The organism is Christensenella minuta, assembly GCF_003628755.1.
In the GTDB taxonomy this organism is placed as follows: domain Bacteria; phylum Bacillota; class Clostridia; order Christensenellales; family Christensenellaceae; genus Christensenella; species Christensenella minuta.
Map to the genome: position 1 here is coordinate 993,313 of NZ_CP029256.1, position 14,065 is coordinate 1,007,377.

Annotated in this window: 12 protein-coding genes; 2 read left to right on the forward strand and 10 right to left on the reverse strand. The window is 49.8% G+C overall.

What is annotated here, in order from left to right:
• Window positions 1-113 precede the first annotated feature (113 nt).
• The 3 genes from B1H56_RS04805 to B1H56_RS04815 form a co-directional block, all read right to left on the reverse strand.
• Window positions 114-659 (reverse strand): glutathione peroxidase, encoded by a 546-nt coding sequence (locus B1H56_RS04805; protein WP_066518349.1) that lies wholly within the window; start codon window positions 657-659, stop codon window positions 114-116.
• A gap of 69 nt (window positions 660-728) precedes the next feature.
• Window positions 729-968 carry a hypothetical protein gene (locus B1H56_RS04810; RefSeq protein ID WP_066518348.1) on the reverse strand — a complete coding sequence of 80 codons (240 nt, stop codon included), beginning with the start codon at window positions 966-968 and terminating at the stop codon, window positions 729-731.
• Complete coding sequence (locus B1H56_RS04815; protein ID WP_066518346.1) at window positions 958-1,776, reverse strand: glycerophosphodiester phosphodiesterase family protein; 819 nt, start codon at window positions 1,774-1,776, stop codon at window positions 958-960. The genes B1H56_RS04810 and B1H56_RS04815 overlap by 11 nt, the downstream gene beginning before the upstream one ends.
• An 84-nt stretch (window positions 1,777-1,860) precedes the next feature.
• On the opposite strand from B1H56_RS04815, the gene B1H56_RS04820 reads away from it, so the two are divergent.
• Window positions 1,861-2,733, forward strand: coding sequence for a patatin-like phospholipase family protein (locus tag B1H56_RS04820; protein WP_066518343.1), 873 nt, complete (start codon window positions 1,861-1,863; stop codon window positions 2,731-2,733).
• A gap of 111 nt (window positions 2,734-2,844) precedes the next feature.
• Here the strand turns inward: B1H56_RS04820 and B1H56_RS04825 are convergent, their stop codons facing one another.
• From B1H56_RS04825 to B1H56_RS04840, 5 genes are all read right to left on the reverse strand, one after another.
• Window positions 2,845-7,098, reverse strand: coding sequence for a 2-hydroxyacyl-CoA dehydratase (locus B1H56_RS04825; protein ID WP_066518341.1), 4,254 nt, complete (start codon window positions 7,096-7,098; stop codon window positions 2,845-2,847).
• A 108-nt stretch (window positions 7,099-7,206) separates the two neighbouring features.
• Window positions 7,207-8,682, reverse strand: coding sequence for a C40 family peptidase (locus B1H56_RS04830; protein ID WP_066518339.1), 1,476 nt, complete (start codon window positions 8,680-8,682; stop codon window positions 7,207-7,209).
• 143 nt (window positions 8,683-8,825) lie between these two features.
• Entirely contained in the window at window positions 8,826-9,482 is a 657-nt protein-coding gene (locus B1H56_RS04835) for a 4Fe-4S double cluster binding domain-containing protein (RefSeq protein ID WP_066518337.1), read from the reverse strand.
• 2 nt (window positions 9,483-9,484) lie between these two features.
• Complete coding sequence (locus B1H56_RS14940; protein WP_258106409.1) at window positions 9,485-9,610, reverse strand: hypothetical protein; 126 nt, start codon at window positions 9,608-9,610, stop codon at window positions 9,485-9,487.
• Window positions 9,611-9,626: 16 nt separating this feature from the next.
• Window positions 9,627-10,763, reverse strand: a complete 1,137-nt coding sequence (locus B1H56_RS04840) for a sodium ion-translocating decarboxylase subunit beta (RefSeq protein ID WP_066518335.1) — start codon at window positions 10,761-10,763, stop codon at window positions 9,627-9,629.
• 193 nt (window positions 10,764-10,956) lie between these two features.
• On the opposite strand from B1H56_RS04840, the gene B1H56_RS04845 reads away from it, so the two are divergent.
• The gene (locus B1H56_RS04845) at window positions 10,957-11,532 is read left to right on the forward strand and encodes a flavodoxin family protein (RefSeq protein ID WP_066518332.1); all 576 of its coding nucleotides are present in this window, start codon (window positions 10,957-10,959) and stop codon (window positions 11,530-11,532) included.
• Between the two features lie 41 nt (window positions 11,533-11,573).
• On the opposite strand, the gene B1H56_RS04850 is transcribed toward B1H56_RS04845, so the two are convergent.
• Window positions 11,574-12,203: a class I SAM-dependent methyltransferase gene (locus tag B1H56_RS04850; RefSeq protein WP_066518329.1), complete on the reverse strand. Its 630-nt coding sequence runs from the start codon at window positions 12,201-12,203 to the stop codon at window positions 11,574-11,576.
• Complete coding sequence (gene typA / locus B1H56_RS04855) at window positions 12,200-14,014, reverse strand: translational GTPase TypA (protein ID WP_066518327.1); 1,815 nt, start codon at window positions 14,012-14,014, stop codon at window positions 12,200-12,202. The genes B1H56_RS04850 and typA overlap by 4 nt, the downstream gene beginning before the upstream one ends.
• Between the last annotated feature and the right edge of the window lie 51 nt (window positions 14,015-14,065).

Sequence of the window (14,065 nt, forward strand, 5' to 3'; positions counted from 1 at the left end):
GTTTCGGTGTTTTTCTAATATTTTATAGGAAAACGGATCAGAATACTACTTTTTTTTGCGATTTTTGCGGAAGCATCAAAAAAGCACCGTGCAAAGACGGTGCTTTTGAGAGATCAAAGAAGTTTTTCAATCGACGGCGCTATCTGTTCCGGCGTAGAGGTCGGCTCAAACCGTTCTACGACCGCACCGTTCCTGTCGACCAGGAATTTTGTAAAGTTCCACTTGATATCACTGTTTTGGGCATAGTCTTTATCCGCGGCACTCAGTATTTCATCGAGCTTGGGAGCAATTGGATGTTCCATATCAAATCCTTTGAATCCTTTTTGCGATTTCAGATACTGATAAAGCGGAGCCGCATTTTCTCCGTTTACATCGACCTTCGCCATCATCGGAAATGTTACCCCATAATTGAGGGAGCAAAACTCTTTGATTTCCTCATTTGTGCCCGGATCCTGCCCTGCAAATTGGTTGCAGGGGAACCCGACGATCACCAGTCCCCTCTCCCCGTAAGCTTGATACAGCTTCTCGAGTCCTTCAAATTGAGGGGTGAATCCACATTTGCTCGCTGTGTTAACAATAAGCAAAACCTTTCCCTCGTAATCCCGCATTGCCTGCATTTCGCCGTTCATCTTTTTAACATCAAAATCATAAACATTCATGAGTTTACTCCTGTTTCCCATTTTGATTATTTATAACGAAAAAACAAGCCCTTGAAACAGGTATTTCGGTCAACTGAAAATTGAAGCGCCTGTGATTCCCAGAACCGCCATGAAACCAATGCAGGCGATAAGGCACAGTGCTATTCCGATCACAGAGAAGAGATGCAGGGTTTTCAGGGTAGCGGAACCAAAGATCACACCAGCAATCGCCAGGATCACGCCCACCCAGAAAAATCCCGGAACAAACAACAGAAAGGAAAGAGCGCCCAACAATATCACCAGTACGGATAGAATCTTATTATTGCGCATGCTGTCCGCCTTTTGGCTCAAACTGTTCAAATACCAGCGAATCAATATAGGGCTGCACAGAATTCCATTCTTCCTCAGAACGTACCGTCCATGCAAATACAGATACTCCGTTTTTACGCAGCCGTTTAACGATGTGCTGCCGTACTCCGCTCTTTTCATAATTGATAAAGTTAGGACGGCACATAGCGTTGGTGATAAGATGCCGCAGGCCCCACCGCTGCCATGCCGGAATTGCTTCCGCCCCTTCCTCGAAGGTCGCGGAAAGCTGTCCGCGCGGGATTTCCGGTGCATTTTTATAGTACCAGCGGACAGAATAAGGCGAAAACGACTGTATTGCAAAATGCCCTCTGTAATATTTTAGCCGCTCGTATACATCAATCTCAAGCTGTCCTGCACGGCCCGTATTTTTCAGCTCAATCAGCAGAGGGGCCTTCCCATCTACAATTTGCAAAACCTGATCGAACGTTGGAATCCCCTCTTTCGTTCCCGCAAGCCTAAGACAATCCAATTCCGCGAGCGTCAAATCCTCGATCCTGCCGCTTGCGCCTGTCATCCGCTCGAGGTCATCGTCGTGAAACACCATCAGAACGCCGTCTTTTGAGCGGTGTACGTCCAGTTCGATTGCATATCCTGCCCGGATGGCGCGTTCAAACGCGGGAATGGAGTTTTCAGGTACTTCCGGCGAATGCAACCCCCGGTGCGCATAGTCATATTCTTTCAGCCAGGAATGTGCGGGTTTCCCCGCGGTTGCAAAAAAATAAAGAAAAAGAATACCCATACAAGCGAACACCAGAATTATCCCAATCATTAATATACTCCTTTGTGGTATATTGTATCATAATTTTGATTTTTTGTTTGGAAAAAGTTATAATACAAAACTGAGGTGAATTTTATGGCAAAAGCAGGCTTGATACTCGAAGGCGGCGGTATGCGCGGCTCCTATACGGCGGGCGTTCTCGATGCGTTCCTTGATCTTGGTATTCATATGGAAGATATTATAGGCGTTTCCGCGGGTGCGGCCAACGCGATCTCTTATGTTTCCGAACAGCATGGACGCAATCTTACTATTTACAATACCTGCATCAACCGTAAATATTTGAGCGCCTGGAATTTTTTTACAACCGGCTCGTTTTTTGGAATGAAATATGTATTTTACGAAGTAACGCGAAATATCATTCCGTTCGACTATGATAAATTTAAAAATTCCAAAAAAAAGCTCACTGTCGTCACAACGAATCTGGCTGATGGAAAGCCGTTTTATAAGCAACTTTCCGACCTTAACAATGATACGGATATGAAATATCTTTGCGCGACGGCCGCGATCCCTATGGCTTCCACTATCGTAAAGGTAGATGGATTCCGGTTGATGGACGGCGGCGCAAGCGATTCCATCCCGATTGAATACTCCCTTGCAAAGGAAAACAAGAAAAACATAATCGTATTGACCCGCTGCGCGGGTTTTCAGCATAAAAAAAGCAGGATGAGTTGGTTTCCTTACGTGCGCTATCCGGCTCACCGGGAATTCGCGCACACGATCTCCAACCGCTATCGTTACTACAACAAGAGCATCGAAATTGCGGAGCGGGAGGAGCGTGAAGGAAATGCGCTCATCATCCGTCCGTCCAAGCCTATTATTGCAGGACGGATGGAAAAAGACCCGGGGAAACTGTCTGCCCAATACCAGATTGGCTACGATGATGCCATGGCAATGAAGGACCGTCTTCTCTCCTTTGTTCAGGGGCTTGAGAACGTAGAGCTGAGATAGCATTGCTGTCATGACCACCCGTTATACGGGTGGTTTTTTGTTTCGGATTTTCCACATTTTTGTATCTGCTGAATTCACAAAAGCACGGCCTGCTTGGCCGTGCTTTTGCTGTCATAATATTTTTTTCTTTTCCTTATCAGCCTGCTGCGCTTTCAAATTTTCAAATGCACTGTAGATCATCAGCTTGATTCGGTTAAGCTGGTTGACCTCTGAAGCGCCCGGATCATAGTCTACGGCCACAATATTTGCCTGAGGATATTTATTGCGGATTCCGCGGATCATTCCCTTTCCTACCACATGGTTCGGCAGACAGGCGAACGGCTGGACACAGATAATATTTGGCGTTCCTTCTTCGATCAGGCTCAGCATTTCCGCTGTCAGGAACCATCCCTCGCCTGTGCAGTTGCCGCAGGAAATCATCTCTTCCGCGCGCTCGGCAAGATGGCTTATCTCTGGATATGGCTCGTAGTATTTGCTTTTCCGAAGCGCACGCTGAATCGGATTGCGGAACCAGTTGACCAGCCAGATGCCAAACATGGCGGCTTTATAGACCGCTTTGGATTTTCCCATTTCTTCATGCTTGAATTTGCAGCTGTATAGGCTGTATGTAAAAAATTCCATCAATGCGGGCATTACCGCCTCTCCGCCTTCGTTTTCAATCACATCAATGGCATGATTGTTGGCGTCGGGATGGTATTTCACAAGGATTTCTCCTACGATACCAACCTTAGGCTTCATTTCACCGGTGCGCTCGATTGCTTCAAAGTCCCGGACCATCTGCTTGGCAGCTTTCCGATAGCCAAAATAGCGCGTGTGCTCTACGATATCCTGTATTTTCTCGACCCACCTGTCAAACAACGCATTGGTCTCCCCCTTGTTTTTCTCATAAGGGCGGGTCGCCAGCAATAATTTCTGCAACAGATCACCCAGTGGAATCGCAAGCAAAAGACGCATCGCAAGACCGCCCGTGAAACGGAATCCCGGGTTTTTCTCCAGCCCAGAGAAGTTGATGGACACCACCACCACTTGGGGAAATCCCGCTTCTTTCAGCGCCTTTCTCAGAAAGGCCAGATAGTTGGATGCACGGCAGCCGCCGCCTGTCTGCGTCAGCATAATAACCGTATTATCCGGATCAAGCTTCCCGGTCAAAAACGCATTGACCAGCTGCCCCACCACGATGATCGTCGGATAACATGCGTCGTTGTTCACGTATTTGAGGCCTACGTCAATATCTTCCTTAGTCACTTCTGTCAACACCTTGAAATGATAACCCGTAGGATCGAAGGCCTGCTTTAGGAACTGAAATTGGAGCGGAGCCATCTGCGGGCAAACAATGGTCCCTTTCTCCCGCATCTCCTTGGTGAAGATGCGGCGGTGCCACACCGCGTCCTTGCGCTCCGGCTTTGATTTCCCAGCCTGTTCTTCCCTCTGCTCCTTGAGCGCTGCAATCAGGGACCGAATCCGTATTTTGGCCGCTCCGAGGTTGCTGATCTCATCAATTTTAAGCAGAGTATAAATTTTCCCTGCCGCCGTGATAATCTCCTGTACCTGATCCGACGTAATCGCATCCAGGCCGCAGCCAAATGAATTGAGCTGCACAAGCTGGAGGCAGTCGTAGCGTCCAACCGCCGCAGCCGCCTCATACAGCCGGGTGTGGAAGGCCCACTGGTCCATCACCCGTACCGGGCGCTCAAGATGCCCCAAATGGGCAACGCTGTCCTCGGTCAATACGGCGAGCCCATAACTCGTGATAAGCGATGGAATCCCATGGTTTATCTCCGCATCTACATGATAGGGCCGCCCCGCAAGCACAATGCCCGTATTTCCGGTTTCCTCGAGCCATTTGATCGTCTTTTCGCCCTGGTCCCGCATATCCTGCTTAAATGCGTCAAGCGCGGCATATGCGGCTTCTGCGGCTTCCTGGGCCTGGTGTTCCGTAATCCCGTATTTGCCAAATTCTTTCATAATCTTCTGCGGCATGAACTCCGGTTCATCAAGCGCCACAAAAAAATTGATAAACTCAATCCCCTGCTCATGAAGAACATCCATATTGTTCTTGATAACCTCAGGATAGGATGTAACAATCGGGCAATTATAATGGTTGTTCGTATTGTCAAACTCCTTGCGCTCAAAAGGCACGCAGGGATAGAATATCCGTTTCACTCCTTTTTCGGCAAGGTTCTCGATATGTCCATGGATCAGCTTCGCCGGATAGCAGACAGTATCCGAGGAAATCGTCTCCATTCCCTTCTGGAACATGGAATGGCTGGACGGATCCGACAGCACGACGCGGAAGCCAAGCTTGGTAAACATCGTATGCCAGAACGGATAATTCTCATAGATATTGAGCGCGCGTGGAATTCCCACCGTTCCGTTAGACGCTTCCTCCTCGCTCAGAGACTCATAATCAAAGACACGCTTCAGCTTATAGTCAAATAGATTCGGCATGTCGTTTTTGCGTACAATACCGCTTCCCTTTTCACAGCGGTTTCCGGAAACAAATTTCCGTCCATCCTCAAAGGTCGTAATCGTGAGCATGCACCTGTTCTCGCATTTCCCGCAGCGTGCAAAACTGCCCTTATACGTGAAGCGGTCAAGCTCCTCACTGGATAATATTGCCGATCGTTTGCCCTTCATTTCCTTTTTTGCAAGCAGGGCCGCACCGAAGGCACCCATGAGTTCCGCAATATCCGGACGAACGACTTCCCGGCCGAGTTCCAGCTCAAAAGAGCGCAGAATCGCATCATTTTTAAAAGTCCCGCCTTGCACGACAATATTTTTGCCAAGATCCTGCGGGTCCTTGACCTTGATTACTTTATAAAGTGCGTTCTTTACAACCGAATAAGAAAGCCCGGCAGAGATATCTCCCACCGTTGCCCCTTCCTTCTGCGCCTGCTTCACCCGGCTGTTCATAAATACGGTGCAACGCGTTCCGAGGTCGACAGGATTCTGTGCTTTAAGCGCTTCCTGTGCAAACTCCTGGATGGGTATCCCCAATGAAAAAGCAAATGTCTGCAGAAAGCTGCCGCACCCTGAGGAACACGCTTCATTCAGCATGATTCCATCTACAACGCCATTCTTGATCCGCAGGCATTTCATATCTTGCCCGCCGATATCAATGATTAAGTCCACGTCCTTGTTAAAAAATTCCGCCGCCTTATAATGCGCCATCGTCTCAATCTCGCCGAGATCAAGCTTCAGCGCTTCTTTTATGATTGCCTCTCCGTAGCCTGTAACGCATGCACCCGCAATATAGGCCTTTCCCGGAATTTTATGATAAATATCACGTACGATTTCCACTGCGGAATCGAGCGGACTCCCATCGTTGGAATGGTAATGGGAATATAGCATCCTACTTTGATCATCGATTAAAACCGCTTTAATCGTTGTGCTCCCGGCATCCAACCCCAGATAGCAGGCTCCTTCGGCATCTTTCAGGTCGGCGCGCACGGCGTTTTTCTGAGCATGCCGCTTCTGAAACTCGTCATACTCCTCCTGATTTTCAAACAGCGAACGCAGCCGCCTCGTCTCATGCTCTCCTTCGCCCGCATGTTCGAGCATCCCTGGAAGCTCGCTGATTTGGAATTCCGTTCCTTCCGCCATCAGCGCAGCGCCAAGCGCAACAAAAAGATGTGAATTTTCCGGATGGATGATCGCTTCATCCTTCAAATTCAGCGTTTCAATAAACCGCTTGCGCAACTCAGTCAAATAATGGAGTGGCCCGCCAAGAAAAGCGACGTTGCCCCGGATCGGCCTGCCGCACGCAAGCCCGGATATGGTTTGGTTGACGACCGACTGAAAAATTGAGGCGGCTATGTCGTCCTTGGCCGCTCCTTCGTTGATAAGCGGCTGCACATCCGTTTTCGCAAATACCCCGCAGCGCGCGGCAATCGGATATATCGTATGATAGGTCTTGGCAAACCCGTTCAATCCCATCGGATCTGTGTTAAGCAATGTCGCCATCTGGTCTATAAAAGCTCCCGTGCCCCCCGCGCATGTTCCGTTCATACGCTGTTCGAGCGACGGCTTCATATAAGTAATTTTCGCATCCTCACCGCCAAGCTCAAGGACAACGTCGGCCTGCGGGATATATTTCTGTGTTGCCCGTGCTCCCGCGACCACTTCCTGAATAAAGGGAAGTCCTAAAATTTTGGCAACAGAAAGCCCCCCGGAACCTGTGATGGCCGAGGTTACTGTATATGTACCGCATTCCTGCGCAATTTCCTTGAACAGATTTAAGAGCTCGCCCCTGACGTCTGAAAAATGACGTCGATACCTTTCAAACAAGATATTGTCTTTCTCATCAATCAACACAATTTTGATTGTGGTAGAGCCAATATCAAGCCCCAATTTGTATTCCGTCATAACTACCTCCCGCTGAGAAAATATTATAACAAATATATGTGAACTATACAAGAACGCAAAAAAAGAACGGACGCTTTTGCATCCGTTCCTGAAGTTTCTTTTAAAGTCTTAGAGAGGTCTCTTGCCACAGATAAAGCGGCTTTGGAACCAAGAACCCATATTTCTCACAACGATCGCATCCTGACCAGAGGAAGCATCCACTACCTGACCACCGCCAAGATAGATCGCCACATGTCCCGTTACGCATACAATATCGCCACGCTGCAAATCATCCCAGCCTACCGTCGTATATCCGGAGCCTGCCCAGCCGCCGGACGTCATATAGCCAATGCCATTGCCGCTCTCCTTAAGAGCATAGTAGACGAAGCCGGAGCAGTCGAACTCATTGGGACCTTTTGCGCCAAGCGTGTAGCCCTTCCCAACCTGAGCCAAAGCTACATCGATAAAGGCTTCTACAGACCCCGGGTCAGCCGTATAAGACGGGCTGCTGCTACCGCCGGACGAGCTTGAGCTTCCGCCGCCCGAAGAACCGGAGGAACTGTTGCCCTTATTGCCGCCGGAAGAACCGTTCCCTTTGCTGCCGGATGAATCGCTCCCGCTTTCCTTTTTCGGTTCCTCATATTCGAGCGCCTTTTCAGCCTCTCCCGAATAAATCAACTCTTCCGTCATATGGCCGACACTGCCGTCGTCCGTCAAACCATTCATTCTCTGGAAATACTTCACAGCTTTTTCGGTCTCTTCACCAAAGTAGCCGCTCGCGGAGGAAATCGGGTAACCGAGTGCCATCAGCCGTTCCTGCATCCGCTCTACATCATAACCTTCAGCGCCAAGGGACATCGTATATTCCTTCGCCTGGTCAGAGAACAGCAATGCCTGTGTTTCCGGTCCTGCCGCTCCATCGACCGCAAGGCCGTGTTTTCTCTGGAAATATTTGATCGCCTGTGCCGTCTGGGGTCCGTAATAATCCGTTGTTTCATCAGCGCCCATGTAATAGAGATCCATCAATCTCTGCTGCAACGCTGGCACGGAAGCATCATTCATGCCTTCCGTCAACATAACATATTGAGGAGTCGGCTCAGGGGTCGGCGTTGGCTCTTCCGCAGTCTTCGCCACCGCCGCGTCTGTTTCCGCTTCACCCGACGCTACGGTAGTCTCTTCGACAACTGCCTGCGTCGTGTCCGTAATCTCCGGTGCCGCTGCCATAGCGGTTGTTCCCGCCTGTGCTTCTACGTTATATTCTGCAACCTGTACCATTTCCGGCACGTCGGGTTCTGCCTGTGCGGTATCTCCATTCGCAGCCATAACCATAACCGGAACCATAACCGCCACGACAGCGATTGCCACGACCGCAGTGAAACGGTTGCGGTTTACACGCCGCGCCGTATAGCGACGCGTCCCGCGCCGAGCCGGCCTCTGCATAGTAATCCTGCTCCGGGACCTTCCCGTGGACATGGTTACATTTCCTGATCTTTTTGCACTTACATGGATATTGGAAATTGAGTCTTTCACCTGTGAAAGCTTGTCTTTCGTTGCATTGAATGCTTTAGAAAAACCCTCTTTAACATTAGATATAATATGATTCATATTAATCTCCTCTGTTTTTTTACGAAGCTATAAAGTACCATTTCACCTTATAACTTTGATTATTATACAATGTTTGGTTAGTTTTGTAAATAGTTTCGTAATAAATTATTCATAGTTTTTTCAAAACTGCATCACACAGGGGTTCAGAACTGTCCCAGGGGGCAGGCTGCCATGCAAATTCCACATACGGCTCCCCTGCCGATTCCCTGATATGTTTTTTTCATATAAGCGCTGCACAGATCCACGTCCATCATATCTTCCAGCGAAGCCGCATCTTCCCACTTTTTTCCGCGAAGCGCTCCGCTCGGGCATGCCGCAACGCATTTCCCACACCCGCTGCAGGGATTTTCAACCGGTGCGGACCTTCCGACAGGCATATCCGTCATTACGGTCCCAAGACGCACTCCCGCTCCATAGCGCGGGGTAACCAGAAGGTCGTTCATGCCGATCCCTCCGATCCCACACAGCACCGCCGCCGCTTTATGGGAAAAAAGGCCGCGATAGCCGTCGTCGCTCACGGACTGGGATGCTGGGATATAGGCCGCATCGTAGGCTTCCGCTTTGATCGCCAGAACCAGCGCATAAGAAATATGGTCAATATATGCGTTGCATGTGCGGTAATGGTGGAAATACGTTTTTGTCGGGCCTGTTTCCGCAACCTCCTGCACGATGGCACGCGGTAGCGGTAACGCAAACGAGATTACATTGGGCAGGGCCTCATATACCCGCAGTCCTTGCGGCAATACCCCGCTTCCATATAATGTAACGCCCTTTTCACGAAAAATTTTTGTGTAATCCAAACCTATTGCTTCTTCCTTCTTGTTACCTTATTAATAACGAGAACCGCTACGCAAATTGCGGCGATTACCACAAAGATCGAGACCATCCCCTGCCACATAAGCTGGAGGGAACCTGAAATTGCATCCATAATATTTTCCTTTCTTTTATATCAGCGCCGGTACGAGTCCGAGAATCACGCCGCCAGCAATCACCGAAGCGATCTGCCCCGAAACGTTTGCCCCTACCGCAAACATCAGCAGATGATTCTGGTTATTCGCCTCAAGCCCCATTTTCTGTACCACGCGTGCGGACATCGGGAACGCCGATATCCCGGCAGCACCGATCATGGGATTCAACTTCTTCCTGCTGAACAGGTTCAACAGCTTTGCAAACAGCACGCCCGCAATTGTATCAAAGAAAAACGCTACGAGTCCGAGACACATAATGAGAATCGTCTGTATGTTTACAAAATTTTCCGCCTTCATCGTGGAAGCGATCGTGATACCGAGCAGCAACGTGATAAGATTGACAAGAACCTTTTGTGCCGTATCTGAAAGGGAATCCAGTACTCCACATTCCCGCAGCAAGTTGCCAAACATCAGGAAACCAACCAGCGCAATGGAAGCCGGGGCTACAAGACCTGCGATCATCGTTACGACGATCGGGAATAAAATCTTTGCGATCCTCGGAATGTCTTCCCCATGATATTCCATCTTGATCGCACGTTCCTTCTTGCTCGTTACAAGCTTGATGGCAAGCGGCTGTATGATGGGCACGAGCGCCATATAAGAATAGGCCGCAACTGCAATTGCGCCGACATACTTGCTTCCGAGCACCTGAGAAACGAGAATCGAAGTAGGACCGTCCGCCGCACCGATAATACCGATGGAAGCTGCGTCTGTGAGCGAAAAACCCATTGCCGAAGCGGCAAAAATCGTTGCGAAGATACCAAACTGGGCTGCCGCTCCAAAGAACAGCAGCTTAGGATTTTTAAGCAGCGGCCCAAAGTCGATCATTGCGCCAATACCGATAAAAAGCAAAAGCGGCATCGCTTCCGACGCGGAAATCCCTACGCTGAACAGCCAGTCTACAATTCCGTTTACCGGCCCGATCCCTGCCATCACCTGGTCGACCGCACCTGAAAAAGGAATGTTGACCAGGATCGCGCCAAAGCCCATCGGCAAAAGCAGCGCGGGTTCCAGTTTCTTAGAAATCGCGAGGAAAATAAGTACGCCCCCCACAGCGAACATAACGATCTGCTGCCATGTGAGCGCGGCAAACCCTTCCACCAAAAATTCCATTGGTTTCTCCTTTGTTGTATGTTGTAATTTACTTTATAAACATCCAGAAACAGTATATCATTGTCTTTTCCCAATGGAAACAGATTTTATAAAAATTTTAGACCTCCTGCGCCGCCCTCCGCAGGGCAGTATTTTGTTTCATGTCCCCTTCCTTGTGTTATACTGAAAGAAACGACCGGAGGTGAACAGCGCGATGAAAGTAATCGCATTCAACGGAAGCCCGCATAAGCGCGGGAATACTTACCATAGCCTGAAGCTTGCCTGTGACGAAATGAACACCCGCGGCATCGAAACTGAAATTGTACAGGTTGGCGGAAAACCGCTTCGCGGATGTATCGACTGCGGCCATTGCAAGAATATCATGGATCACCGATGCTCCATCGCTACCGACGAAATGAACGACTTTATCATAAAGGCAATCGGGGCAGACGGCATCCTGATTGGTTCGCCGGTCTATTTCGCGAATATGACTCCTGAAACGAAATGCCTGATCGACCGGCTTGGACGCGTAACACGCAACAACGGATTTCTACTTAAAAACAAACCGGGCGCCGCCGTCGTTTCGGCTCGCCGTTCCGGCGAAACTTTTACCTTCTCTGCCATCAATTATCTGTTTCAGGCAAGCCAGATGCCCATCGTGACCTCTTCCCACTGGAACTTCATGATGGCGGAAGGCCGGAACGATTGGGAACGGGATGAGGAAGGCCTCGAAACCATGAAACTGCTCGGTGAAAACATGGCCTGGATGCTTGAAAGGTTCGCTGACTGACTTTTTCTGTTTGCTGAAAAAAAGCGCCGAACGGCGCTTTTTTATTTCGTTGCGATTGCGCACAGCCATCCTTTTTCTTTCCTGGTGTCAACAGTCACTTCCATAAATCCCGCTTCTTTCAGCATGGTTTTCAGTTCCTCGGGCGTGTTGTTATGCATTTTAAGCGTTTTTACAATATATTTATCTTCCTCGCTCTGGCTGTCATGATTGTACATCTCCGCGACGATCGCGAAAATACCGCCCGGTTTCATCACCCGGCGCACTTCTCTGAAATCATGCGCTAAATCCGGCCAGAAGTAATAGCTCTCGACCGTGGTCACAAGGTCGAACATGCCGTCCCGAAACGGAAGATCGGATACGCTCCCGTGAACGACCTCCATTTTTCCGCTTGCCACATCCGCTTCGTTTTCCTGCTTCGCTACTCTTACGGACGTTTCGGAATAATCGATGCCGAACAGCTTTCCCTTCCTTGTGCGCTGCGATAATTGCTTGAGCGCCTTTCCGCCCCCACAGCCAATGTCAAGGACTGCCGCGCTGTCCTCGACATCAAAATGGGAAAATCCCCACGTAGTCAGTTCCGCATGGCTTTCGTTCATCCGGCGGATCGTTTGCTCTCCAATCTCTCCTTCCGGCCGCTTGCAATTCTGTAAAACTTCATCAGGCGTCTTCATTTCTTATTTGCTTTCATCCTTAGCTGGTGGTCGAGAATCCGTTTGCGGATACGCAGGCTGTCCGGCGTTACCTCCAGAAGCTCATCGTCTCCCAAAAACTCCAGCATTTCTTCCAAACTCATATTTTTCGGCGGGATCAGGCGCAGTGCGTCATCGCTTCCGGAAGCACGCACGTTCGACGCGTGTTTCTTCTTGCAAACATTCACCACCAGGTCCTCGTTTTTCGGCGACGATCCGACTACCATGCCCATATAAACAGGCGTGCCCGCCCCAATGAACAAGGTCCCGCGCTCCTGTGCGTTGTACAGGCCGTAAGTCACCGCGTCTCCCGTTTCAAACGCGATCAGCGAGCCCACGGTACGTTTTTCAATATCACCTTTATAAGGCTCGTAGCCGTCAAATACCGTATTAAGTATCCCCTCGCCACGCGTATCGGTAAGAAATTCTCCGCGATAACCAAATAAACCGCGCGCGGGGATTTTAAACTCAATACGCATACGCTCCCCCTGCGGCGTCATATGTACCATTTCCGATTTACGCGAGCCAAGCTTTTCGATTACGCTGCCCACGCTCTCCGCCGGAACATCCACAAGCAGGCGCTCGATGGGTTCGCACATATGTCCGTCAATGGTCTTGTACAGCACCTTGGGTGCTCCGACCATAAATTCGTAGCCCTCGCGGCGCATCGTCTCGATCAGGATCGAAAGATGCATTTCCCCGCGTCCAAGCACGCGGAAGGTCTCCGGGCTGTCCGTCTCATGAACGCCCAGCGAAACATCTTTGCGCAATTCCGCCATCAAACGGTCGCGCAGATGGCGCGACGTCACATATTTGCCTTCCCTGCCGGCAAACGGTCCGTTGTTTACAGAGAACGTCATTTCCACTGTCGGCTCTGAAATCTTTACAAACGGAATCGGTTCAAACTCATAGGGCGCACACACAGTATTCCCAATATTTACATTTTCGAGTCCCGAAAACGCCACGATATCGCCGGCCTTTGCCTCTTCCACTGCTACGCGCTTCAATCCGTCATATTGATAGATCGCCGTAACGCGTCCATTGGTGCACAGGTCTTCCACATGATAATCGCACAGGGAAACCTCCTGTCCCGTTTTGATCGTCCCGCGTTCGATCCTGCCGACCGCGATCCTTCCCACATAATCGTTATAGTCAATGGAGGATACAAGCATTTGCAGCGGCCCCTCGGGATCGCCCTCCGGAGCCGGAATATAATTCAGTATCGTATCAAAAAGCGGCTTCAAATCCGTACCCCTCTGATTTGGATCCATGGTCGCCGTCCCTTCGCGCCCGGAGCAGTAAATAATCGGGCTGTCGAGCTGTTCGTCCGTCGCATCAAGCTCAAGGAGCAATTCCAGCACTTCTTCCCCCACATCGTTCAGCCTAGCGTCCGGCCGGTCCATCTTATTTACCACAATGATGACACGGTGGTTCAGTTCAAGCGCTTTTTGGAGAACAAACCGCGTTTGTGGCATCGGACCTTCAAACGAATCCACGAGCAGCAGCACGCCATTGACCATCTTAAGAACGCGTTCCACCTCGCCGCCAAAATCCGCGTGCCCCGGTGTATCTACAATGTTGATTTTCACATCATTATAATAAGTCGCCGTATTTTTTGCGAGGATGGTGATTCCACGCTCGCGCTCCAAATCTCCCGAATCCATTACGCGTTCCGCTACCACCTGGTTGTCACGGAAGGAACCGCCCTGTTTTAGCATTTCGTCCACAAGCGTCGTCTTGCCATGATCGACGTGCGCAATGATCGCAATATTCCTTAAATCTTCTCTTACCACTTTATATCTCCCTTTCTTAAAAACACTTTATTATATACCAAAAAATGCGTC

Bases quoted from the DNA above. Each gene is read 5' to 3' on its own strand.
- B1H56_RS04805 (WP_066518349.1), bottom strand. From the start codon at position 659: ATGAATGTTTATGATTTTGATGTTAAAAAGATGAACGGCGAAATGCAG.
- B1H56_RS04810 (WP_066518348.1), bottom strand. From the start codon at position 968: ATGCGCAATAATAAGATTCTATCCGTACTGGTGATATTGTTGGGCGCT.
- B1H56_RS04815 (WP_066518346.1), bottom strand. From the start codon at position 1,776: ATGATTGGGATAATTCTGGTGTTCGCTTGTATGGGTATTCTTTTTCTT.
- B1H56_RS04820 (WP_066518343.1), top strand. From the start codon at position 1,861: ATGGCAAAAGCAGGCTTGATACTCGAAGGCGGCGGTATGCGCGGCTCC.
- B1H56_RS04825 (WP_066518341.1), bottom strand. From the start codon at position 7,098: ATGACGGAATACAAATTGGGGCTTGATATTGGCTCTACCACAATCAAA.
- B1H56_RS04830 (WP_066518339.1), bottom strand. From the start codon at position 8,682: ATGAATCATATTATATCTAATGTTAAAGAGGGTTTTTCTAAAGCATTC.
- B1H56_RS14940 (WP_258106409.1), bottom strand. From the start codon at position 9,610: ATGGATGCAATTTCAGGTTCCCTCCAGCTTATGTGGCAGGGGATGGTC.
- B1H56_RS04840 (WP_066518335.1), bottom strand. From the start codon at position 10,763: ATGGAATTTTTGGTGGAAGGGTTTGCCGCGCTCACATGGCAGCAGATC.
- B1H56_RS04845 (WP_066518332.1), top strand. From the start codon at position 10,957: ATGAAAGTAATCGCATTCAACGGAAGCCCGCATAAGCGCGGGAATACT.
- B1H56_RS04850 (WP_066518329.1), bottom strand. From the start codon at position 12,203: ATGAAGACGCCTGATGAAGTTTTACAGAATTGCAAGCGGCCGGAAGGA.